Here is a 21,063-nt window from a genome sequence, read left to right as displayed (position 1 = left end):
CGACACGATACTGATCGCCGCTCACCCGCGCAGTTCAGTCATCCTCACGCGTTGCGTGTCGACAAATCCCGCTGCACCCGCCAGACAAGGTACGCGGCCACGATCGTGGTCGTTGAAAGGATGTAGCCGACCCAGTCGAAATGCTGCAATTTGCCGTCGCTGCCAATCAGGACGATGTGTCCGGCGAGCATCGAGGCAAAGCCTCCCGACAGTTGTTGAATGGCAGCGCTCACGGCGTTGAACGCGCCGCGATGAGCGGGATCGGGCACGCCAGCGACCATGGCCTGGAAGGGAATCAGCCTCGAAAAAATACCCACGAACAGCACGGTGTTGACCACGATCACCCCCGGCAATGGCACGTTGGAGAGGTGCGTGTAGATCGTCACCATGATGATGGTCAGTGCGCTGCCGACGTAGAACACGCGTAACTTGCCGAAGGCATCGGCGGCGCGACCGATCAAGGGACCGGTGACGATGGTGCTCAAGCCCGTGAACAGATACACGAAGGGTAAGCTGGCGATGTCGATGCCCAGATTGTTGACCGTGAAGGCGCTGCTGAATGGCATCAACATGTAGCCGCCGGTGGTCAGCAGGGCGGTGGCCGCGAAGGCTGCCCAATGCTTGGGCGCGGCCAAGGTGTTGAACAGGTGACGAAAGGCGGTGTGTTCCTGGCGGATCGCGAGGTGGTCGGTCACGGGGCGCATCGCCAGTTGAATCACCACGCCACCGGCCGCGCCCAGCGCGGCCAACAGCAGGAAGGGTGCGTGCCAGCCCCAGTGGTTGGCGAGGTACAGGCCAACTGGCAGACCGAGGACCTGGCTGGCGGCGAACGCGGTTTGCAGCACTCCCATCACCCGGCCACGGGATTCGGGGGGAAACAGATCGGCAGCAATCGCCAACACGGTCGAGCCGATCACCCCGGCGAAGATGCCCGTGACGATGCGTGCCAGCAGCAGGGTTTCGAAGCTGGCGGCCAAGCCGCACCAGAGCGTGCCGATGACGAATCCGGCGTAGAAGAACAGCAGGAGTTTCTTGCGATCGAAGCGGTCAGCGAAGCCTGCGGTGACCAGACCGGCCAGCCCGGCGCTGAACGCGTAGGCGCTGACCACCATGCCGAACTGGCGAGCGGACATGCTCAGTGCGGGCAAAATCATCGCCCCCAGCGGAGCCATGAGCATGAAGTCGATGATGACGGCGAACTGCAGAGTCGCCAGCAGGCCAACCACGAATTTTTGATAACGGCTGAACGGGGTCAAGACGGGAGTTGTGGAGGTCATCGATGGGCCTGGCACGGGAATGGGGGAGAGCAACGTGCCCCATCATGGTAGAAAAGCGCCCAACAAAACACCCTTGCTGGCGCGCTTGGCGACGTCGAGCCCAACGTTCTTCAGTCTGCGCGCTGCTCAGCTTCTGGCCGACACCTTCAAGAGCACGCGGGACAGCTGATCGATGGAGTACGGTTTGTGCAGCAGTTCAAAACCCGCCGACCCGTTCTGCGCCAGGACGTGGCTATAGCCGGAAGTCAGTACAACGGGAACATCCGGGAATTGCTCCCGCAGTTGATGAGCCAGTTCCATGCCGGTCATCCCCGGCATCACGACATCAGAAAACACGACATCGAATGCATCGGGAGCCGCCTGCAATGCCGTCAGCGCCTCATGAGCACTGCGAGCCAGCGTCGGAACGTAGCCCAGCTCCGATAAGGCCTGGACCGCAAAGGTGCCGACATCGACGTTGTCCTCCACCACGAGAACGCGAGTGCCGTGCCCGTCTTCGAGTGCCGCATGGGGCAGCGCTTGCTCGGCGTTTCGATCCTGCGCGTCGACGCGGGGCAGGTAGAGGGTGAATGTCGTGCCTTTGCCCAGTTCGCTGACGACTGCGATTTCGCCGCCAGATTGTTTGGCGAACCCGAACACCTGACTGAGTCCCAACCCCGTGCCTTCACCCACGCCTTTGGTGGTGTAGAACGGCTCGAAGATCTGTTCCAGCTGAGTCGCGGGGATGCCGGAGCCGGTGTCGGTGATGGACACGGCGACGAAAGGCTGGTTGGACGCGGGGTGGAGCCGGATGGCAGGCATGGATTCAACGGCGCGCACGGCGATGGAGAGCTTGCCTTCACCCTGCATGGCATCCCGTGCGTTGGCGACCATGTTGACCAGTGCGGTGTCGAATTGGCTGGGGTCGGCATCCACGAAACAAGGCGCATCGGTGAGTTCGATGAGCGTCTCGATGCGAGAGCCCGTGAGCGTGTCCATCATGGCCGAGATCGCCCGGACGTTGTCACACGCACTGAACACTTCGGGCTGGAGCGCCTGCCGACGTGCGAACGCGAGGAGTTGCCCAGTCAGTTTCGCTGCACGGTCGACGGTTTCCGAAATGGCCGTCACGTAGCGCACTCTTCGTTCATCGGTAAGCGACGGTCGCATGAGCAGGTCAGTGGACGAGCGGATGACCGTCAGCAGGTTATTGAAGTCATGGGCCACGCCGCCTGTCAGTTGCCCAACGGCTTCCATTTTCTGCGACTGGCGCAGCGCTTCTGCCTGTTCTTTCTCGGTGGTCACATGTCGGCCAGCCGCGTAGACGCGACCGTCCTGAAAGGTGCCTGTCCAACTGAACCACTTGTAGGTGCCATCCTTGTGCCGCAATCGAAATTCGTACGGCGTGATCAGCGGCTTGTCGAAAATCCCGGTGAACGCCGCAAACGCCGCCAGGAGATCTTCGGGGTGGGTGTAGTCGGAGAACGTGGTGCCGACCAGCTCCCGCTCTGACCAGCCGAGTTGTTCGGTCCAGCGTGCGTTGACTTCGTCGAGCGTGCCGTTGGGCGACGCGATGACCAGCAATTCTTGTGACAATCCCCACGCCCGGTCGCGTTCCCGTGTCCGCATCGCGAGGTTGGCGGCCTGGTCCTTTTCTGTCGTGATGTCGCGACCGCTGCAATAAATCTTCCCGTCTTCCAGCACGGCGACCCACGCCACCCAACGGTAACTGCCGTCGCGGTGCCGGTAGCGGTTTTGAAAGCGTGAGACAGGACGGCCTTTGATCGCTTGCGTAAAAATCGCTTGGCTGGCGCCGAGATCGTCCGGGTGTACGAAGGACAGAAAAGCCGTCTTCAGTTCTTCAGGCGACCACCCCAGCGCAATGGTCCACGCGGGGTTCGACGCCTCGATCATGCCCTGTGCGTTGATCACGGACAGCAGGTCAGGGCTGAGCAGCCAGGTGCGGCTGCGTTCGGTAACGCGCTCGTTGACCTTGGTTTCCAACTGGGAATTAAGGTCACGCAGTTCGTCCTGGCTGAGCCGCAGTCGTTGATCCGCGCGATGCCGCTCGATGGCCAGCGCCGCCGTTTGGGCGATGACCGAAATGGCCGCGATGTCGCTAGGGGTCGGTGAGCGCGGCTCGGCGTAATAGACCGCAAACGTACCCAACACGACGCCGTCTGCGGCTTTGATGGGCATTGACCAGCAGGCCCGCAAACCGTGGGAGACCGCGATGTCGGCGTAGCCTTCCCACAGGGGGCTGGTGGCGATGTCATCGACATACACCGGCGTGCCCCGTGCTGCGGCAGTCCCGCAGGAACCGATCCCTTCGCCGATGGCAATGCCGTGAATCGCTTCGTTGTACGTGGTCGGCAGGCTTGGCGCCGCGCCGTGCAGCATGTACTGGCCATCTTCACTGAGAAACAGCACCGAGGCCATCATGCTGGTGCTCTGTGATTCAACCGCGAGCAGGAGGTTGCTCAGCACGTCGGCGAGCGGGATACCTGACGCGATCTGGCCCAGGACCTTGCGCTCACGCTCGATCAGCGCAAAAGGCGAGTAAGTGCCTCCCTGAAGGCTCAGGTCGATTGAGGGCTTTGGGTCAGGTTGGTCAGACACGGTCTAGCGCTCGCGGCGTGGGGTTAACGTCTTGGATATCAGATGTCCGGGAAGATTCTACGTCACTGAGGGCTGCCGTGCTGTCCTTCCTAAGGGTTGCTTAGCCACCCTTGGCCATGCCTGCCTGATCGGCGATTTCATTCCACACGTGCATGGCCACGTAAGCCCGCCAGGGACGCCAACCGTGGGAGTGTTTCAGTTGATCGGATTTACGGATCAACTCCGGCAGTCGGCGAGTGATGGCTTGCATCAATACCAGGTCAGTCGCTGGCCATGCGTCTGCATCCCGCCAGGCGCGCATGGCAACGTACTCGACCGTCCAGGACCCAATGCCCGGCAAGTCGAGCAGTTGTTTGCGCAGCGTCTCGACATCAGGTTCGTCGTTGTCGATGTCGAGTTCGCCGTCGGCCACCACCCGGGCGAAGTTCTGCAGCGTTGCCACTCGCTTGGTGGGCATGCCGATCTTGTCCATATTCACTTCGGCCAGCGCACGCGGAGTGGGGAAATGCCAAGGCGTATGAGGGTGAACGGGCGCGGTTGCGGTGGTTCCGGCTCGCTCGACCAGTCGTCCGACAATGGTTGTCGCGGCCTTCACGCTCACCTGCTGGCCGACGATGGTGCGCACTACCAATTCGAATCCGGACCAGGCGCCCGGCACTCGCAAGCCCGGCGCAGCGTCAAGCAGCGTGGCGAGCCACGGGTCCTGGCTCAAGCCCCCGCGGATGGCGTCCGGCTCTGCGTGCAAGTCGAACAGACGGGTGAGGCGGGGCGTCAGCGTGCCCAAGTGGCGGCTGGCTTCGCCGTCGATGCGTACGATCAGCACGTTGCGGCGCGGGTCGCGACGCACGCTCAGCAGGCCGGTATCCCCGGCAATGTCGAGGGTCCGGTAATAAATGTCGTCCTGAACGGTTTCCACGCCGCCTGTGGCTCGACCGGAAAAAAAGCGAAGCATCCGCGTCCAGTCGAAGGGCGGTATGAAGGCGAGCTCAAGCTCATCAGTAGGGGTGCCAACGACGATCTTCATCACATGCTCTTGTGGGGGAACAGGTCGGAGTGCACGACCTCAAACGCGAGAACACAGCAGCTTCATCCCCGCCGCGCCATACACAAAGGCGAGTGTACCTTCGATCCATCGGCGAGCCTTGCGATAGCCGCGCACCATGGGGCCGGTGGAAAACGCGATGGCATAGCCGCAGAAAATGGTGACGCTCAGCACCGCGCAACCGGCGAGGATAATGGCGACTGTTGTCGACGATGCGTCTGGACCCAACCCCAGTGTCATCGTCGCCACCCAGCCCAGCAGCGCTTTCGGGTTGGTGATGTGCATGAGCAGTCCGCGCTGGTAAAGCTTCGACGCGGAAAGGGAAGGGGTCGCTGTTGCTACCCGGGCGATACGCTCATCGGAGGTCAGCGCGGATCGAGCCGCCTTGATCGCCAGAAACAGCAGGTAAGCCCCACCTGCCACCTTGAGGAGCACGAGCGCTTGAGCGTATTGGGTCAGCAAGGCGGAAATCCCGGTGGCCGCCATCGTTCCCCAGAAAAACGACCCGCTGATCACGCCAGCCGCGAGCGCCAGTGCTGATCGCCTGCCTTGGTGCATGGCGACACCCATGATGCGCATGTTGCTCGGTCCAGGGCTGGCGGCGCCGACGATGTAGGCGGTGAACACCAGCAGGAAGTGATGAACGTCGGGTGACATGCGTACTCCTTCACGTAAGGGGCGGCTCGGGCTGTGAGTATCGGGCAAACAAAAGCGACGGCTTCTAGAGTGCCCGAGGCGGGTGGGTGCGAACAGATACAGATGTGAGGAGGCCACGCGTCGGTCTGTATTCCGAGGCCGGTGCGTGCCGTGCTTGAAGGAGAGGCCGCCATTGGTCTAAATCGGCGAGCTATCGACCGCCCATTCGGGCACTGGTAAGAAAATTGTCACCTGCGCCGATTACGGTGGACGCTCCCATCGTGCTGAGACAAAAACGTGGATAAATCAGCCATCCCTCCTGCCGTTTGCCGTATTTCTCGCACCGCGTTTTCTGCGCCTCAACAGATGACCACCCAACCATGACCGCCATTCAGTCTGCCGACTTCACTTTCGACGACAGGCGTGAGCACTCATCGCATGATCAGGTTCAGCCTCTGTTCAAGGGACAGCTCCCTGAGCGCGGCCCTCGGATGATCAAGCATGGAACCGTGGTTGTGGACCTGCCAGGCCCGATGTTGCGAACCGGCGCGATTGATCCGCCGCCCGCTGTTCTGCGCATTCGGCCGACGCGGGATGTGTTTGGCCGTGTGGTCATCCCCGCTCGGGTGTGGCTGCACGCCGGTGAACACGCGGTCATTGCCGGGATCAAGGCGATCCAGCTGCCCCGCAAATGGCTGTCGAAACTGGTGGCGGGCGACGTCATTGGGTTCAGCGATGCGCGGGAGTCAAAGCGGCGGATGCGCATTACCGAAGTGACCGAGACCGGCTGCTGGGCGGCGCTGGAAAAAACCGCCTACGTGGTGCCCGGCGTGACGCTGAACCTGAAGAAACGTGACGGCCGCAAGAAATCGGTGCGCGTTACGGATGTCACTCGCAAGTCCAGACAGCGCATCAAACTGAGGGAAGGCGACCTGCTAACGCTGACCCGGGACCTTCACAGCGGACGGCCTGCGGTGGTGGACCGATCAGGGAGCATCAAGACGCCCGCCACAATTGGTTGCACGTCGTCCTCGGTTTTCGAGACGGTGAAAGCTGGCGATCCGATCGGGTTCGGCGAGGGCATCCTGGGCGGTGTCATTGAAACGGTCGAGCCCGACGCCCTTCATGTGCGGATCACTTATGCCCCCGGAAGTCCCAGACTTGAGCGCGACATGCGCATCGACCTGACAACCCGCCGGTCTCGGTAAGCCCGGTCATCTGTCGAATTTACCCAACCTTCACTGGCGCAACGAAACAGAGCATCCATACTCAGCTGCCCCCTTACTGACCTTCGTTGCGTTGTCCGGTTTTCTTCGAGGGCTGATGAACGACCTAGAGGAGATCTGTGCATGGTTATTGCGATCAAAAAGGCTGTGTGTGGTCCGGACTGGCTGGTGATGCTCAACGATTACGCCGTGAAGTTCCGCAGCATGGAGGAGGCGCAATCGTTCGTTGACCGGCTCAAAGCCAGAATCGAAGCGCCTCACGTCATACCGGTTTACTGATCAAGGCATCAGATCGCTTCGTCGCGATGACAGCCTGCCGATCAGACGTCTCAGAGAAGGGATGAAGGTTTGGTCACGAAAACCCGTTGGCCAGGCTTTCGTCCCCTCGTCCTTCATCCCGGATCGATTTAGCCGGCGGAAGTCGGGACGGGGGTGTTGAGCAATTGCTGCTCCCACAAGTACGCGATGCCGCTGCCCGCCGCGTGTTGCTGCAGCACACCCGTCAGGGCTGCGGCGGTTTCAAGCCGGGCCCAATCCCTTTGCCACTCCGCTGCCACCGCCAGCCACGTCATCATGTTCGCGCCCGCCGCGATCATGCGTTGAATGGCAACCTGATGCGCCTCGACGGAAACAGCGCCTGACGCGTCCGTGACCACCGTCACGTCCCAGCCTTCGCCGAGCGCCTGAATCACCGGCATGGCCACGCAGATTTCAGTCCACAGCCCCGCGATGATCAGTTGCTTGCGGCCGGTGGCTTTGACCGCGTCCACCACTTTCGGGTCTTCCCACGTGTTGATGAAGGTCCGGTCGATGACTTCCTGGCCGGGGAACACGTCGGTGATTTGCGGGAAGATGTAGCCGCCACGCTCAGCGATGACGCTGGTCAGAATGGTCGGCACATCGAAGGCTTTGGCGGCTTTCGCGAGTGCTGTCGCGTTATTGACCACCATTTGCGGCTCGTGGCTGTTGAGATTGGTAAGTTGGTACGGCTGATGGTCGATCAGCACCAGTACCGAATCTTCCGGACGGAGAAGTGAAGCGAGACCGTTACGAAAAGTCATTGCAGCATCCTTTATCTTTATAAGCGGGATCAATCCCCCGTCAACGCGTGCTTGTGGCGACGCTGTTCAGGGGCCTGTACTGTGCTGTTCCAATACCTGAACCGGTAGTCGCGTCTGGTGATTAGCTGTGTCGCAGAAAGAGGAACGCGGAAGTGGACATCGAAGAGCTTCAAACCTTTGTGGAAATCGCTGATGCCGGAGGCGTTTCACCGGCCGCGAGTCGTCTGGGCGTCTCCAAGTCCATCGTCAGTCGTCGGCTGATGCGGCTTGAAACGGAGCTGGGCGTGCAATTGCTGACGCGCTCCACCCGAGGCGCCGTGCTCACCGAAGCGGGGGCCACCTTTCGTGAACACGCTGCGCGGGTGTGCGCTGAAATGGATGTGGCCCGAGAGGCGATCCTGCCCGCGGGCAGCCTGCGCGGCCGGTTGCGCGTGGCGGCGCCGTTGTCGTTCGGTCCTACTCACTTCGCGCCGGTGCTGGCGGAAATGGCGCGGCGCCACCCGCAGCTGCATATCCAGACCTGCTACAGCGACCGGTTCGTCGACCTCATCGCCGAGGGCTACGACTGCGCGATCCGCGTCGGCTACCTGCCGGATTCCAGCTTGATCGCCCGGGGCATCGGCCCGATCAACGCCAAGCTGCTGGCGAGTCCGGGTTACGTCCAGGCCCACGGCGCTCCCGAAACGCCAGACCAACTCATCAATCACCAGGCCCTGATGACCGGCACTGAAACCTGGCACTTCATGGACGGCGATAAAGTCGTCACGGTTCGCCCGCAAGGACGGTTCAAGGCGGACAACGGTGTGGCGCTGGTGGCGGCGGCGGTCGCAGGCGTGGGGATCGCCTACCTGCCCGATTGCCTGACCTATGACAGCGTGATGTCCGGCGCATTGGTGCCGATCATGACCCGTTTCCCGCCTCCGCCAGCGGGCGCGTACATGGTCCGTCCACCGGGTCAGCACCCTGCGCAGAAAATCCGCATTCTTACCGAGCTGCTGATCGAATACTTCGGCACGTCGCCGCACTTCGCGGGCACTGTGGTGCCCTGATGTTTTGGCGTGAGCCGCACGCGACGGGGTGCAGGTGCGGCCCTTCTGTCATGACATGGCCCCAAGAGGCCATGCCAGACACAAGGCGCCTTTAAAACTCAACCTGGCTTGCCACATTTCAGGTCGGCCTTGGGTTTCCGATTTTCCTCCGTTCACTGAAGCATTCGATCAGCATTTCGGTGAGCACCCGCATCTTTCGCGTGGGGGGCTGGCCAGGTGGCCGGACCACGAAGATGCCTGCTTCGCGGACGGGGTAGCGCTGCATGATGGGCACCAACGCTCCTGCGGCGACATGCTCTTCGATCAAACCCTCAGGCACCATCGCGATGCCCAGCCCCGCCAACGCGGCAGCCACCAGCGCCATGCCGTTGTCTGCCTTGAATTTCCCTTGGGGGCGGACCGTCACGATTCTCTCGGCATCCATGAATTGCCAGGACTCGGTCCCCTGCAAAAGGGCCTCATGCGCCTGGATGTCCGCAGGGTCTTCAGGCGCTCCATGGGCTTCGACGTACTCAGGGCTGGCGACCAACTTCCCTTGGATCGGGCCTACCCGCCTTGCAATCAGGCTGGAATCCTGAAGGTATCCGAGCCGGATGGCACAGTCATATCCCCCCGAAATAATGTCGACCAACCGGTCGCTGTAACAGCTTTGAATGTGCAGGCGTGGATGGCGCCTTCCCAGTTCGGCGAACACCGGTGCGAGGTGTGTGGGCCCGAAGGAAAGCGGCGCGGCAATGCGAAGACGGCCACGCAGCTCTCCTGTGGGCAAGATCATGTCTTTGGCCGTCTCGATCTCGGCGCAGGCTCTGGCTGCGTAGTCCCGGAAGGTCGTTCCCGCTTCCGTAAGCGACGCTCCCCGGGTTGAGCGAGAAAGGAGTTGGATACCCAGTTCAGTTTCCAGTCGAATCAACCGACGGCTGACGATTGATTTAGACAGTCCCAGGCGGAGTGCTGCGGGTGAGACGCCGCCTGCATCAGCCACTTCCACAAATGTCACTAGTGCTTCAATGTCCACTTCATCGTTCCCGGTTTTGCGACACAGAAATCCTCGAAACGGTGCTACCGCTTCAAGATGAAGAACAGCAGAATGCTGTTCTTTCGCATCCTCACTGCCCATGAAGTATGCCGCAAAGACCAAGGGGTTCAGCCAACTTAACTAACGGCCCGATGGCAAGGATCATGAGGGACAATACAGTTAAGGTCTAGCCTCATTAATGTCCAGATACGCCAATAAGTGTTCTTACTGTCAGAAATAAGCGCTTCAGACAGTTTCCCGTTTACTGTTCGAGAGAGTGTAATGCTGAGTCGAAATGACCTGCGCCGGGCTGATATGAACCTTCTGGTGATCTTTGAAGCCATGATGCTTGAACGTAGCGTCAGCCGTGTCGGGCAGAAACTATTTCTCGGCCAGCCTGCCGTGAGTAATGCATTGGGGCGTCTGCGCGCGATGTTTGCAGACCCTTTGTTTATCCGGAATGGACGCCACATGGAGCCCACTGCGCGGGCGCTGGATCTGTTTGAGCGGTTCACGCCGATGCTCGACACGATTGCCCTCACACTCAGTCAAGTGTCCGATTTCAATCCTGCAGAGAGTACGAGGACGTTTCATATTGGAATGTCTGACGATGTCGAATATGGGCTCTTGCCGGCGTTCCTGCGAACATTAAGGAGGGAGGCGCCGACTGTAAAACTGGTCATTCATCATACGGACTGCACTCGGATTTCGAGCTTGCTGGTGAGCGGTGCAATATCAGTCGGTATCAGCCATACCTGTGATTTACCCGCGACGTCTAAACGTAAGTTCTTACGTTCGATCACGCCCATGGTATTAAGAGCGGACTCAAAAACAAAGTGTCTGGAACTCGATGAGTTCTGCTATCGACCCCATGCGACAGTTGCATCCATGGACACGTTGATCAGCGATGTTGAGCACGCGTTGAAACAACTATCTCGCGCCCGATCAGTTGTACTTTGTGTACCGCAGTTCAGCGCGCTGGCCGTGTTGTTGGCAGGCAGCGATCTGATCGCAGTGGTGCCGGACTATGTGGCTAAAGCCATGTCTGCCTGTTGTGGGGTGCGGGCAGAGCCTGTGCCATTGGAACTGGACGCCTACGATCTGTCGCTGGTGTGGCGCGCCGTAGCTGACAATGATCCAGCGGAGCGTTGGCTGCGGTCGCGCTTCAGTGAGTTTTTGGGCGACAGCAGTGTGTTCCGTCCTCCCGCTCCCCACCCCGTCGATCGGTACCCTAAAGACTCTCTACATACGGGAAACACAGCGGCCCGGACGTAAGGCGGTGGGGGGACACAACCACTTGTCTCGAACCATTCTGGAATTGATGAACCCCATGACCCGTTATGCCCTGGAATTGGATTTGCAACACCCGAGGCTGCACCCACTCCCCACTTTTCCCAAATCTGACCGGCCCCATGACGGTCTGGAACGTTGCGTTGCGTGAGTACTCCGAGAGTCGTGCATCGTCCAGCCCGCCGGTCGCCTCGATCGCCTGGGCCACGACCTGCAACTGGGCATAGGCCAGCGGCGCCATGTAGTGCCCCAAAGGATCGGTGTCTGCCTTGGCTGCACGTGCCTGGTAACGATCAAGAAATTGCGAGACACCCGGGTACATCATCCCGGGGACAGGCTGCCAATATTCGTAATTGATGAAGCCATTGAGCAGGGGGCCTAGCGTGGTCTTCACCGACGTATTCTGAGGGCCGATCATGGCGCCTCCGACCATCTTCGGCCGAAAGGCGTGTGCGTGGATGGCGCGCACCAACCCGATCGAGTCATCGAGGTAGGAGCAGAGGAACAACACGTCGCAGCGACTTTCTGCCGCGGCATCAATAACAGTCTTGAAGTCTTTGGTCGCCAGCGAATAAGTCGCTTCGTGGACGACCTTAAACCCGTATTTCTCGGCGTTCGCTTTGGCGCCGACGACAGGGTTCCGGGAGAACTCCGCGTCGGCGGAAACGAGCGCCACACTCAAGGGGCGCGGCGTCTGGGCCGCGGCCAATTCAAAAAAACCTTCGGTGAGCGCCGCGCCCGGATCGGGTCCTGTGGGAATCACCGCGAAGTAATTCGGATAGGCAAGCGTGTCATTGACGCCCAAGCCCATTAACCCCACGAAAAAGCGCTGCTGTTCCATGATGAATGGCATGGCCGCTAATAGGGTATTGGTGCCGTAGCCGCCGAGGAGCAGATCAACCTTATCTTCATGGACCAGCCGCTGATAGATATCAGGAACGTTCGACGCAATCCCCTCGTCGTCATGGCAAACGAGCTCGACGAGACGCCCAAGCAACCCTCCGCGCTGATTGATGTCCTCTTGCCAAATCTCATGAGCGAGTCGAGCCGACTTGCTATTGCCCGCGAGTGGTCCTGTCAGCGACAGGCTGTAGCCGATTCGTATTAGTGCTGGAGGGATAACTGCTGAGGTGTTGAGTGGCATGTTCTGTCCCTTGATTCAGGTACTGCATCGGGAAATGAAGAGGATCGTAAGTGTGGCGCGGACAGCGCTACGGCCGCTCGCCACACCGCCTCTCACTTTTTATGGGGCGAGCGCGATGCCCGACTGTGCTCAAACCAGATGGGTGGCTTCGTGGGGGTCGAACATCGAGATATCGCTGAGCCTTGCCGTTGCCGGTGCGTCGTTTTGCAAGACGTCCCAATGTTCGGCCAGCTTTCCGTCCTCAATTCTGAACAGATCGACCACCACTTGTGGAACATCTGCCCAACCACGGATACGCCCGTGAATGGCCACCATATTGTCTTCCGCCACCATCAGCCCCGGCTCGTAATAAACCGCGTCCGACAGGTTGCTGACGAGAGCTTCCAACGCATCGCGACCTTGAGGGATGGTGGGGTTGTGCTGGATGTAATGGGACGAGTAGAGCCGACGGACCGCTGACGCGTCACGATGCTGGAACAATGAGGTCATGGCTTCGAGCACCAACGCTTTATTGCGTGTGGGCCGGTTATCGAGGGACCGGTCGGCGGGGCGCGTGACAGTCATTTTGCCGGTCATCCGCAGAAACGTGCCGGTTGCCAGCGTGGCATGAGAGTGAACCTGGCCGCGATCATAGTCCTGAACGTTCGTGACAGTTGCGCCGTCTTTTTCCTGCCAGCTTACGGCGAACATACTGTTGCCCAGTGGCACGACATGAATGGAGACGAGCTCTATCTTTGCGAAAGGCCCTTCCTTGATTTCGAAGCTCAGCTGGGTGTTTGAAAGCAAAGTCAGGCTGACTTGGAAATCTGGATAGGAGACATCCATCTGCAGCCCGATCGGGAAATTGTCCATCGACATGTGTGCGGGTCCTCGTTTTTATTGGGGGCGCGGGTGAGTCGAGCGGGTTCGGCTGCTGTTGAAATGGCACGCTCACCGCCCGCCGTACTGTGCGATTGCGGGACCCGGCGCGGTAGTCGCATCAGTTGAAGATCTGTGTCGCAGAAAGAGGAACGGCGAAGCCGCATCGTGCGCTGGCTGAGATGCTGCGGATCCGCAAGCTGGCGATCTTCAGATAGGGTTCAGCGTCGGGTGCGATTGCGCCACATCACCCGCTGTGCGCGATTCCGTCAAGGAAGCACGCAGTAAACGTCGTACCGCTCTCAGCGTTTGAGCTGACGGTTACGTCACCGCCGTGGGCCTGGGCGATTTCCCGGACGATGAACAGGCCCAGACCCACGCTTCTGACGTCATCGTCCTTGGCGCTGTGACGCGTCATGGGTTCAAACAGGCTGGCCAGTGCGCCCTCGGAAATGACAGAGCCCCAATTCTGAACCGAGACAGCGGCCATGCCGTTTGCCAGAGTCGATACGACAGTGATGGGCTGTTGGGGATCGCCGTAAGCCACGCTGTTGGCGACCAGATTGCCAACAAGTTGTTGAAGGCGGTCGGCATCCAGTTCAACGTTTCCGTCGCCAGAGGGATGATGCCGCAATGTCGCGGCCGGAAAGGCCAGTTGGAGTTCGTTCAGACACTGGCTGACGACCCTGTGCAGCGCGACCGAAGAGCGATTGATGCCAATGCCGTTGCCAGCTCGGACCAACGCCAGGTCCAGCAGGTCCGCGATCATGCGCTGGGCGCGGTCAGACGATTTCTCGATGTGCTCCAACAGCTTTGCTTCCTTGGCGGTACGCTCGCCGCGGATCAGCATGTCGGTGGCCATGCGAATAGCCGTCAACGGGTTTTTCAGATCGTGACTGGCAATCGCGACCATCTGTTCTGCAAACAAGGCGCGACGCTGAGCTTTTTCGTAGGCGACGCTCAGGTCCACTTTCGCTTGTCGGAGCGCCGATTCTGCGGCTGTTTTTTCTTTCAACAACTCTTCGGCGTGTCGGCGAGCGTTCAGCAGCTCTCGCTCATACCGGTCGCGATCGGTGGTGCCAAACAGCGCCAATTCGTAAAAGGCCCCGTCGGGGTGGTCTCGCCGAACACCATTGAGCAGCATGGTCACGGCATGCCCGTCGCGGTGCAGCACCTCCAGTTTCACCTCCGCCACGGAGCCTTGCATCTGCATCAGCGGCGCCCAGTGGGTCTGGTGAAAAATCCGCCCGCCCATGGTGAGCAAACTCTGGAAGCGACGCCCTTGCAGCGCAGCCGAATCAAAGCCTGTCCACTCGCAGAAAATTCTGTTCGTACGCAGGATCGAGCCGTCTTCCGTGGTGAGGATCAGGCCACAGGGGGCACCTTCGAACAGGGCCTCGAAGTCGGGTGGCATTGGCCGATCAGCTGGCATGCGCGCCAATCCACGGCGCCAGGAATATATCCATGGCCTCAGAGCAGGCACTCGGCGCGCTCATGTGCGGGCAGTGCCCGACGTTGGGCACGATGCACAACGTACTCTCGGGCAGGACCGCGTGCAGGTACTCGCCCACGGCAACCGGTGCAATGAGGTCTTCGGTCGATTGCAGAATCAGCGTGGGGGTCGCGAGCCCTGCGATATCGGTACGGTTGTCCGACATGAACGTGACCCTGGCGAATTGCTTGGCGATCTCGGGCTCGGTCCGGCAGAAGCTGTTGGTGAGTTCTTCGCTGAGCGCGGGTTGTCCGGGCGCGCCCATGATGACAGGGGCCATGGTGCTGGACCAGCCAAGGTAGTTGCTATCGAGGGTTTCGAGCAGGGAGTGGATGTCATTCAGGGTGAAGCCGCCGACATAATCGTCGGTGTCGATGTAGCACGGGGAGGGACCCACCATCACATGGGCGGCGATGCGGCCCGGGTGCAGCCGGTCTGCCAGCGCACTGATCATGGAACTCACGGAATGGCTCACGAGAATGACAGGACCGACACCGTACTCATCGATGATCTCGTTCAGATCCTGGGCATACCCGATCAGCGACGCGTATTTTTCGGAATCATAGTCGCCCAGGTCAGACTGGCCAGCGCCGACGAGATCATACATCACCACTCGAAAGTGATCAGTGAAGTGGCGGTAGAGGTAACGCCACATGGTCTGGTCGCAGCCAAAACCGTGGGAAAAAATCAGCGTCGCAGGGCCGCTGCCTTCCACTCTGATGTTGTTGCGTTGGCGAAGACCCATTTCGAGATTCCGTTAAGCCAAAGCCACATTGGCTACGGTAGCGCGAATAGTGCTCGTCATACGGAACGGGAGCAAGCGTCTGCGGGCGATGCAGGCTCGTTTTATGCTCTGATGAAGAATCAGCGATTCACGAGAGCCCGATTCAGAGGCGGCACGGCCAGATCGGCTTCGTCATCAAAGAGGCGGGAAAACCGAGTTCGCGTGCAGGTCGCTGGTCGGACGAAAACGCTGCTAAGGAGGGCACCCGTGATGGCGGGCACATCGGCGTAGGGATCAATCATCACCACGCCGACGTGCGGGACCGGATTAGAACTTGTAAGCCTGACGACCGATCAACAGCCACTGGCCTTTCTGCTTCTGCCAGATCTGGAAGTTTTCGATTTCGGTCGGGACTTCCACGCCGCTGTTCACGGCTTGGGCGGAGAAGTGGTTGCGGACCAGTGCGACGTCGCCGTCCATGGTGATTTTCTGGTTCAGCATCTGCAGGGTCTTGAAGCCACTGCGGCCGGTTTCGATGTCGGCGATGAATTCATCCTTGTTCTGAACCTTGCCGCTGGAGTGGCCATAGGTGACTTTGTCGGAGGTCAGGGCCGCCAGGGTTTTGGTGTCCTTGTGCAGCATCGCCTGCGTCATTTTGTCGACTGCTTTGGCCACGTTCTGCTCGTCGGCAGAAGGGGCGGCAGCAACGTAACCCGAAAACAGACACACAAAACCCACCAGCACTTTGAACTTGGTCATCGATATTTCCTTGTTGTTGTCGTGGGATGCGAAACGCATCCCTGTGTAGGCACGGAGGCAACCGTGAGGTTTGTTGGCTAAGGGATCAGAGATCGGTGATTTCCTTGTGGCGCGGCACCAGCGCTTTCATCACGCTCCACGCCACGAGATAGGCCAGGGCGCAGATGGCAAACATGATCATGTAGCCGGTGTGGATGTCGTTGATCGACTTGTAATAGTCAAAGACCCAACCGCCGATCTTGGTCATGACCACGCCACCCAGGCCACCGGCCATGCCGCCAATGCCCACGACCGATGCCACGGTTTTCTGGGGGAACATGTCGGACACCGTGGTGAAGATGTTGCACGACCACGCCTGATGCGCCGACGCGCCGATGCCGATCAACAGCACGGGCACCCAGAAACTGATGTACCCGAACGGTTGCGCCAGCAACACCAGCAACGGGAACAGCGCGATGATCAGCATGGCTTTCATGCGGCCGTCGTACGGTTTGTCGCCGCGTGCCATGAAGTAACTCGGGAACCAGCCGCCGCCGATGCTACCGACCATGGTCATGCTGTACAGCACGAACAGCGGCATCACGATGGCCGCGCCTTTCATGTTGTATTGCGCGGACAGGTACGTCGGGAGCCAGAACAGGAAGAACCACCACACGCCGTCAGTCATGAATTTGCCGAAGGCGAAGGCCCACGTCTGGCGATAGGTCAGAAGTTTGAACCACGAGACCTTCTTCGCAGGCGCACCCGGCACCGGGGCAGCCTGGACAGCTTCGGCTTCGTCGCCGCGAATGTAGGCCAGCTCTTCGGCGGTCAGGCGTTTTTGCTGATCCGGTTTTTCATACAGGGCCACCCACATGCCCAGCCAGACGAAACCGAGCAGGCCGATCACGATGAACGCCGATTCCCAGCCCCACGCCGCAGCGATCAGCGGCACGCAGATCGGCGCGGCGATCGCACCGACGTTGGCGCCGGAGTTGAAAATCCCGGTGGCGAACGAGCGCTCGGTCTTCGGAAAATATTCGGCCGTGGCTTTGATCGCGATCGGGAAGTTACCCGCTTCGCCGATGGCCAGCACGGCCCGCGACAGCATGAACCCGGCGATGGACACGGGAATCGCGGCAAACCCGAGTGCCGTGGTGATCGCTCCAATGCCTTGCCCCAACGGCACCGCAAACGCGTGCATCACGGCGCCGGTGGACCAGACGCCAATCGCCACGACGTAGGCGGTTTTGGTGCCGATCTTGTCGACGACACGACCGGCGAAGATCATCGCGATGGCGTAGACGAACTGAAAGACCGAGGCAATGTTGGCGTAGTCAGTGTTGCTCCAGCCAAATTCAGTCGACAGGTCCGGGGCCAGCAGGCTGAGCACCTGGCGATCCAGGTAGTTGACCGTGGTGGCGAAAAACAGCAGCGCGCAGATCGTCCAGCGGTATTTGCCGACAGACCGTGTGGCCGCCCGTGTGACGCTTTGCGGATGGGTGGACTCGTTCAGATTCATGGCATCACTATTATTTTTGGAGGGGTGATGATCTCGCGACCGGTTCAGCGAGCGCGCGGTGACCGGCGTCTCGGAATCGCAATAGGGAGGTCAGAGGTCTAACCACTTCGCAGTCGAGCGCGTGAATCTTTTTTGAGCGAGTGGCGATTTCCAGGGCAGCAAACGGCCGGGGGAGAACCCGCAGACGGGGTTTGGGCTGAGATAAGCAAGCAGGTCGAATTCATTGTGGTGACCGACATTTTTATTTTTTGAGGTGACTCGACGATTATTCGTCTGTCGTCGTACAACGGTGTAGTTATAGCGAGCGTTTCGTCAGGCTGTCAATCGCTCAAGCAACGGCGATGACTGCGATATCCGGCGCTCCGGGTCATTGGCCCTCTGCAAAGGCCGAAATGCCGTGTCGCGGAAGGTTCGCGGCATGGCATTCCGATTCAAGCGAATCCACAGGGTCGCGTCTCACGTCCGGAAGAAATTGAAGAGCTGAGCCACGATGAGCTGATTCAGGCGAGACGGGATTTCCCAAGCTGAAATTGCCCGGCAATCAGCGCAACCCGGGCGCCGTACAGGCGTGCTGTTTCAAGGTCTCCTGAGGACATATCTTCAGGGGACGCATCGGCAGGCGTCTGCGCCATGGGCGCGATGTACGAGCCCATGCGATTCGGGTCGTCGCGCTTCGAGGCCTTGAGGTTCGCCGGTTTGATGTCCAGCCCCACCCAGATCCCGCCGTGTTGCCCTGACAGCAGAACGAAGTATTCAAGGGTGTTGAGCTTGTCGCCGTTGAGGCTCGCGCTATTGGTGAAGCCGCCAAAAATCTTGTTCTGCCAGGCGCCTTCGAACCAGGGTTTGGAGGAAGCATCCGCGAATTTTTTGAACTGCCAGCTTGGGCCGCCCATGTACGTCGGCGAGCCAAAAACGATGGCATCCGCGCTGGCCAGGGTCTGCCATGCATCGTCGGAAAGGTTGCCCTCGGAGTCGATGGCCAACAACACAGCGCCAGTGCCTGCGCCTTCGGCTACCGCGCTGGCCATGCGCGCGGTGTGACCATAGCCGGAGTGATAGACGACAGCGGTTCTAACAGGTGTGGAAGGGGAATTCATAGGGACGCTCTCTAACGTTGAGTGGAAGGATGGGCAACGTGAGCGCTACTCTACTGAGTCAGAAATACGCTATAAATCATGCCTTCGTGAACGCTCTGTTCTCATTTCGGTGAACAATGCCCCATCTCCAGACACTTCTGATTTTTGCCCGCGTCGCGGAGCTGATGAGCTTTACCCGAGCCGCTGAGAGCCTGGGCATTCAGAAGGGGCGAGTCTCGACCGTCATTCGCGAACTGGAGCGTGAGGTGGGCGCCACGCTTTTGCACCGGACGACGCGCAGCGTGCAACTGACCGAGGACGGGCGCGCTTTCTATTCGCGTGCTCGGGACCTTCTGGCCGATGCGCAGGACATGCAATCGATGTTCGCCAGCAACGGCGCTCCTTTGAGGGGGCGATTGCGTGTCGACATGCCGACCGAGTTGGCGAGGACCGTGGTCATCCCCGCGCTGCCGCAGTTCCTCAAGGCGAATCCCGAGTTGGAGCTGGAGTTGTCTAGCACTGATCGGCGGGTTGATCTCGTACAGGAAGGGTTCGACTGCGTGATCCGGCTCGGGCCGATCCTCGACGACACGCTGATCGCCCGATCACTGGGCCGTTTGCGCATGATGAACGCGGCGAGCCCTCACTACCTGGCGATGTACGGCACCCCGCAGACGCTCGACGATCTGCTGAGGCAGGGGCACCAAATGATTCACTACACCCCCACTTTCGGCGCCCGATTGATGGGGTGGGAGTATCCGGAGGGTGAGGGGTATGGATCGCTGGCGCTGCCCGGCGTGATGCAGGTCAACAGCGTGCAGACCTACCATGCAGCGGGGCTGGCGGGCATCGGACTGATTCAAGGCGGTTACCTGGCGCTGGCGCAGCACATCCAGCGCGGCGATCTGGTGGAAGTGCTCCCCGAGCTTAGGCCCGAGCCGCTTGCCGCTTCGCTCGTTGTCGCCCATCGGCGCAATCTTTCCCAGCGGGTGCGAGCCTTCATGAGCTGGATTGAAGGGGTATTGAAACCCTATCTCGATGAGCCGGTTTGACGAGCGTCTTGCCATCCGGCGGGTGTTTCTTCTCGCCAGCGTGGGAGATGTTTTTCGTCGCCGCGACCCCTTGATAAATTGTTTCCCACGCTTGCACAGCGTGCTGTCGCCTAAAGGAGCGAACCTGCAGTCATGAGCATTCAATCGCGTCTTACACCCTTGCAACCCGATCAGATGAGTGAAGATCAGCAGCGCGTGCTCGCTGACATTCTGAAGGGCCCTCGCGGCAACCTGGATGGCCCGTTTCTGGCCTGGATTCACAGCCCGGCGCTGGCGGACCACGCCCAACGTCTCGGGGCGTTCTGCCGATATGGCACGGCCCTGGAACTGCGGCTCACCGAACTCGCCATTCTGACGACGGCCGCCTGGTGGCGCTCTCAGGCCGAGTGGCAGATTCACGCGCCCATCGCCAGAAGTGCAGGTGTTTCCGACAGCGTGATCGACGCGCTCAGGGAGCAACGCTCCCCAACGTTTACGCGCGCCGATGAGCAATGTGTCTACGACATCGGCCATTCGCTTTACCACACCCGAAGGGTCGATAAAGCGCTCTACGACCAGGGCGTCGCGCTGTTTGGCGAGTCTGCAATGGTCGAGCTGATCGGGGTGTATGGGTATTACGCGTTGGTGGCGATGACGCTCAATGTGTTTGATGTGCGACGTGATTCAGCGGCGCCGCTGCCGTTCGATGAATAGCTTTCGGTGGGTGCTTTCTTCTTAACGTTCTCGTTCATGGCGCAGGTGTCGATCTGCGCCATGAACGAACTCAATCAAACGCCGGCTTGCTGATGGCGCCATTCCTGGGTGCGCCCGCCATAGCCGTACGCGGCCGCGCGTGCGTCGACGAGATGCACGTAGGACACGTCGTGCAGGTCTGGCATCAACCGCTTCAGCCCGGCATGAACCTCCGCGAGAAACAGCGCTTTCTCCTGTTTGGTATTAGTCTCGTCGGTGATGCTGATGAGGAGGTGAAACGCACTTCCCCCCGTCACTGACAAGGGTTGTCCTGCGATGAACCAGTCTTCATCGGCAACGTATTGGACGGTCGTTGCCATGAGTTGGGGTTGTTTGCCCAATACTTCGGCAGTGAGCTGATTAATCAGCACCATCGCTTTTTGACCGAGATCGGGATTGCGTGGGCCGGACAGCTGGAGCGTGATAGAAGGCATGACGGTGTCCTTTCTGTGGGTGGATGCCGATCATTCTGTGTGCACCCGTTCCATTGGAAAAGCCGTATGATGCGATGGTTGTCATCGGTTTATCGGG

At 60.0% G+C, this 21,063-nt stretch carries 20 protein-coding genes; 6 read left to right on the top strand and 14 right to left on the bottom strand.

Going from position 1 to position 21,063, the window contains the following annotated elements; translation table 11 throughout:
* Positions 1–44: 44 nt before the first annotated feature.
* The 4 genes from ACWKWE_RS08045 to ACWKWE_RS08030 all read right to left on the bottom strand — a co-directional run bounded on the left by ACWKWE_RS08045 (position 45) and on the right by ACWKWE_RS08030 (position 5,574).
* The gene (locus tag ACWKWE_RS08045; protein WP_483850221.1) at positions 45–1,277 is read right to left on the bottom strand and encodes an MFS transporter; all 1,233 of its coding nucleotides are present in this window, start codon (positions 1,275–1,277) and stop codon (positions 45–47) included.
* Positions 1,278–1,403: 126 nt separating this feature from the next.
* Entirely contained in the window at positions 1,404–3,875 is a 2,472-nt protein-coding gene (locus ACWKWE_RS08040) for a PAS domain-containing protein (RefSeq protein WP_483850220.1), read from the bottom strand.
* 100 nt (positions 3,876–3,975) lie between these two features.
* A complete protein-coding gene (locus ACWKWE_RS08035; protein WP_483850219.1) occupies positions 3,976–4,899 on the bottom strand; it encodes a DNA-3-methyladenine glycosylase family protein in 924 nt (307 codons plus the stop codon).
* A gap of 39 nt (positions 4,900–4,938) precedes the next feature.
* Positions 4,939–5,574 carry a LysE family translocator gene (locus tag ACWKWE_RS08030; protein WP_166596294.1) on the bottom strand — a complete coding sequence of 212 codons (636 nt, stop codon included), beginning with the start codon at positions 5,572–5,574 and terminating at the stop codon, positions 4,939–4,941.
* Positions 5,575–5,933: 359 nt separating this feature from the next.
* Here ACWKWE_RS08030 and ACWKWE_RS08025 point away from each other — a divergent pair, with 359 nt between their 5' ends.
* Both ACWKWE_RS08025 and ACWKWE_RS08020 read left to right on the top strand, forming a co-directional pair.
* On the top strand, positions 5,934–6,761 hold the full coding sequence (locus ACWKWE_RS08025) for a pyruvate kinase (RefSeq protein WP_483850218.1): 828 nt from the start codon (positions 5,934–5,936) through the stop codon (positions 6,759–6,761).
* 141 nt (positions 6,762–6,902) lie between these two features.
* Complete coding sequence (locus tag ACWKWE_RS08020) at positions 6,903–7,058, top strand: hypothetical protein (RefSeq protein ID WP_166596296.1); 156 nt, start codon at positions 6,903–6,905, stop codon at positions 7,056–7,058.
* A gap of 128 nt (positions 7,059–7,186) precedes the next feature.
* Here ACWKWE_RS08020 and ACWKWE_RS08015 read toward each other — a convergent pair whose 3' ends face one another.
* A complete protein-coding gene (locus tag ACWKWE_RS08015) occupies positions 7,187–7,840 on the bottom strand; it encodes a hydrolase (RefSeq protein ID WP_166596297.1) in 654 nt (217 codons plus the stop codon).
* 152 nt (positions 7,841–7,992) lie between these two features.
* Here ACWKWE_RS08015 and ACWKWE_RS08010 point away from each other — a divergent pair, with 152 nt between their 5' ends.
* Positions 7,993–8,889: a LysR family transcriptional regulator gene (locus ACWKWE_RS08010; protein WP_166596298.1), complete on the top strand. Its 897-nt coding sequence runs from the start codon at positions 7,993–7,995 to the stop codon at positions 8,887–8,889.
* 118 nt (positions 8,890–9,007) lie between these two features.
* On the opposite strand, the gene ACWKWE_RS08005 is transcribed toward ACWKWE_RS08010, so the two are convergent.
* Positions 9,008–9,904, bottom strand: coding sequence for a LysR family transcriptional regulator (locus ACWKWE_RS08005; protein ID WP_166596376.1), 897 nt, complete (start codon positions 9,902–9,904; stop codon positions 9,008–9,010).
* A 282-nt stretch (positions 9,905–10,186) separates the two neighbouring features.
* Here ACWKWE_RS08005 and ACWKWE_RS08000 point away from each other — a divergent pair, with 282 nt between their 5' ends.
* The gene (locus ACWKWE_RS08000; protein WP_483850217.1) at positions 10,187–11,179 is read left to right on the top strand and encodes a LysR family transcriptional regulator; all 993 of its coding nucleotides are present in this window, start codon (positions 10,187–10,189) and stop codon (positions 11,177–11,179) included.
* On the opposite strand, the gene ACWKWE_RS07995 is transcribed toward ACWKWE_RS08000, so the two are convergent.
* The 7 genes from ACWKWE_RS07995 to ACWKWE_RS07965 all read right to left on the bottom strand — a co-directional run bounded on the left by ACWKWE_RS07995 (position 11,136) and on the right by ACWKWE_RS07965 (position 18,769).
* The gene (locus ACWKWE_RS07995; protein ID WP_483850216.1) at positions 11,136–12,338 is read right to left on the bottom strand and encodes an amino acid ABC transporter substrate-binding protein; all 1,203 of its coding nucleotides are present in this window, start codon (positions 12,336–12,338) and stop codon (positions 11,136–11,138) included. The two genes, ACWKWE_RS08000 and ACWKWE_RS07995, sit on opposite strands and share 44 nt — an antisense overlap.
* A gap of 129 nt (positions 12,339–12,467) precedes the next feature.
* Entirely contained in the window at positions 12,468–13,196 is a 729-nt protein-coding gene (locus tag ACWKWE_RS07990) for a nuclear transport factor 2 family protein (protein WP_483850215.1), read from the bottom strand.
* A gap of 247 nt (positions 13,197–13,443) precedes the next feature.
* Positions 13,444–14,628 carry a PAS domain-containing sensor histidine kinase gene (locus ACWKWE_RS07985; protein ID WP_483850214.1) on the bottom strand — a complete coding sequence of 395 codons (1,185 nt, stop codon included), beginning with the start codon at positions 14,626–14,628 and terminating at the stop codon, positions 13,444–13,446.
* A complete protein-coding gene (locus ACWKWE_RS07980; protein ID WP_166596302.1) occupies positions 14,618–15,433 on the bottom strand; it encodes an alpha/beta fold hydrolase in 816 nt (271 codons plus the stop codon). The genes ACWKWE_RS07985 and ACWKWE_RS07980 overlap by 11 nt, the downstream gene beginning before the upstream one ends.
* Before the next feature lie 306 nt (positions 15,434–15,739).
* Positions 15,740–16,171 (bottom strand): nuclear transport factor 2 family protein, encoded by a 432-nt coding sequence (locus ACWKWE_RS07975; RefSeq protein ID WP_166596303.1) that lies wholly within the window; start codon positions 16,169–16,171, stop codon positions 15,740–15,742.
* An 85-nt stretch (positions 16,172–16,256) separates the two neighbouring features.
* Complete coding sequence (locus ACWKWE_RS07970) at positions 16,257–17,672, bottom strand: MFS transporter (protein WP_166596304.1); 1,416 nt, start codon at positions 17,670–17,672, stop codon at positions 16,257–16,259.
* A 500-nt stretch (positions 17,673–18,172) separates the two neighbouring features.
* Complete coding sequence (locus ACWKWE_RS07965; RefSeq protein ID WP_483850213.1) at positions 18,173–18,769, bottom strand: flavodoxin family protein; 597 nt, start codon at positions 18,767–18,769, stop codon at positions 18,173–18,175.
* Between the two features lie 116 nt (positions 18,770–18,885).
* On the opposite strand from ACWKWE_RS07965, the gene ACWKWE_RS07960 reads away from it, so the two are divergent.
* Together ACWKWE_RS07960 and ACWKWE_RS07955 are read left to right on the top strand one after the other, a co-directional pair.
* Positions 18,886–19,800, top strand: coding sequence for a LysR family transcriptional regulator (locus tag ACWKWE_RS07960; protein ID WP_166596306.1), 915 nt, complete (start codon positions 18,886–18,888; stop codon positions 19,798–19,800).
* A gap of 132 nt (positions 19,801–19,932) precedes the next feature.
* Positions 19,933–20,493 carry a carboxymuconolactone decarboxylase family protein gene (locus ACWKWE_RS07955; protein WP_483850212.1) on the top strand — a complete coding sequence of 187 codons (561 nt, stop codon included), beginning with the start codon at positions 19,933–19,935 and terminating at the stop codon, positions 20,491–20,493.
* Positions 20,494–20,567: 74 nt separating this feature from the next.
* Here ACWKWE_RS07955 and ACWKWE_RS07950 read toward each other — a convergent pair whose 3' ends face one another.
* Positions 20,568–20,966: a tautomerase family protein gene (locus ACWKWE_RS07950; protein ID WP_166596308.1), complete on the bottom strand. Its 399-nt coding sequence runs from the start codon at positions 20,964–20,966 to the stop codon at positions 20,568–20,570.
* Positions 20,967–21,063 lie beyond the last annotated feature (97 nt).

This window comes from Pseudomonas salicis (genome assembly GCF_057128705.1).
This window is presented reverse-complemented; position numbering and strand designations above follow the sequence as displayed.

Excerpts from the sequence above, each read along its gene's own strand:
- ACWKWE_RS08020 (WP_166596296.1), top strand. The coding sequence starts at position 6,903 with ATGGTTATTGCGATCAAAAAGGCTGTGTGTGGTCCGGACTGGCTGGTG.
- ACWKWE_RS07995 (WP_483850216.1), bottom strand. The coding sequence starts at position 12,338 with ATGCCACTCAACACCTCAGCAGTTATCCCTCCAGCACTAATACGAATC.
- ACWKWE_RS07960 (WP_166596306.1), top strand. The coding sequence starts at position 18,886 with ATGCCCCATCTCCAGACACTTCTGATTTTTGCCCGCGTCGCGGAGCTG.
- ACWKWE_RS07980 (WP_166596302.1), bottom strand. The coding sequence starts at position 15,433 with ATGGGTCTTCGCCAACGCAACAACATCAGAGTGGAAGGCAGCGGCCCT.
- ACWKWE_RS07975 (WP_166596303.1), bottom strand. The coding sequence starts at position 16,171 with ATGACCAAGTTCAAAGTGCTGGTGGGTTTTGTGTGTCTGTTTTCGGGT.
- ACWKWE_RS08025 (WP_483850218.1), top strand. The coding sequence starts at position 5,934 with ATGACCGCCATTCAGTCTGCCGACTTCACTTTCGACGACAGGCGTGAG.
- ACWKWE_RS08030 (WP_166596294.1), bottom strand. The coding sequence starts at position 5,574 with ATGTCACCCGACGTTCATCACTTCCTGCTGGTGTTCACCGCCTACATC.
- ACWKWE_RS08015 (WP_166596297.1), bottom strand. The coding sequence starts at position 7,840 with ATGACTTTTCGTAACGGTCTCGCTTCACTTCTCCGTCCGGAAGATTCG.
- ACWKWE_RS07950 (WP_166596308.1), bottom strand. The coding sequence starts at position 20,966 with ATGCCTTCTATCACGCTCCAGCTGTCCGGCCCACGCAATCCCGATCTC.
- ACWKWE_RS08045 (WP_483850221.1), bottom strand. The coding sequence starts at position 1,277 with ATGACCTCCACAACTCCCGTCTTGACCCCGTTCAGCCGTTATCAAAAA.
- ACWKWE_RS07985 (WP_483850214.1), bottom strand. The coding sequence starts at position 14,628 with ATGCCAGCTGATCGGCCAATGCCACCCGACTTCGAGGCCCTGTTCGAA.
- ACWKWE_RS07965 (WP_483850213.1), bottom strand. The coding sequence starts at position 18,769 with ATGAATTCCCCTTCCACACCTGTTAGAACCGCTGTCGTCTATCACTCC.
- ACWKWE_RS07955 (WP_483850212.1), top strand. The coding sequence starts at position 19,933 with ATGAGCATTCAATCGCGTCTTACACCCTTGCAACCCGATCAGATGAGT.
- ACWKWE_RS07970 (WP_166596304.1), bottom strand. The coding sequence starts at position 17,672 with ATGAATCTGAACGAGTCCACCCATCCGCAAAGCGTCACACGGGCGGCC.
- ACWKWE_RS07990 (WP_483850215.1), bottom strand. The coding sequence starts at position 13,196 with ATGTCGATGGACAATTTCCCGATCGGGCTGCAGATGGATGTCTCCTAT.
- ACWKWE_RS08000 (WP_483850217.1), top strand. The coding sequence starts at position 10,187 with ATGCTGAGTCGAAATGACCTGCGCCGGGCTGATATGAACCTTCTGGTG.
- ACWKWE_RS08035 (WP_483850219.1), bottom strand. The coding sequence starts at position 4,899 with ATGAAGATCGTCGTTGGCACCCCTACTGATGAGCTTGAGCTCGCCTTC.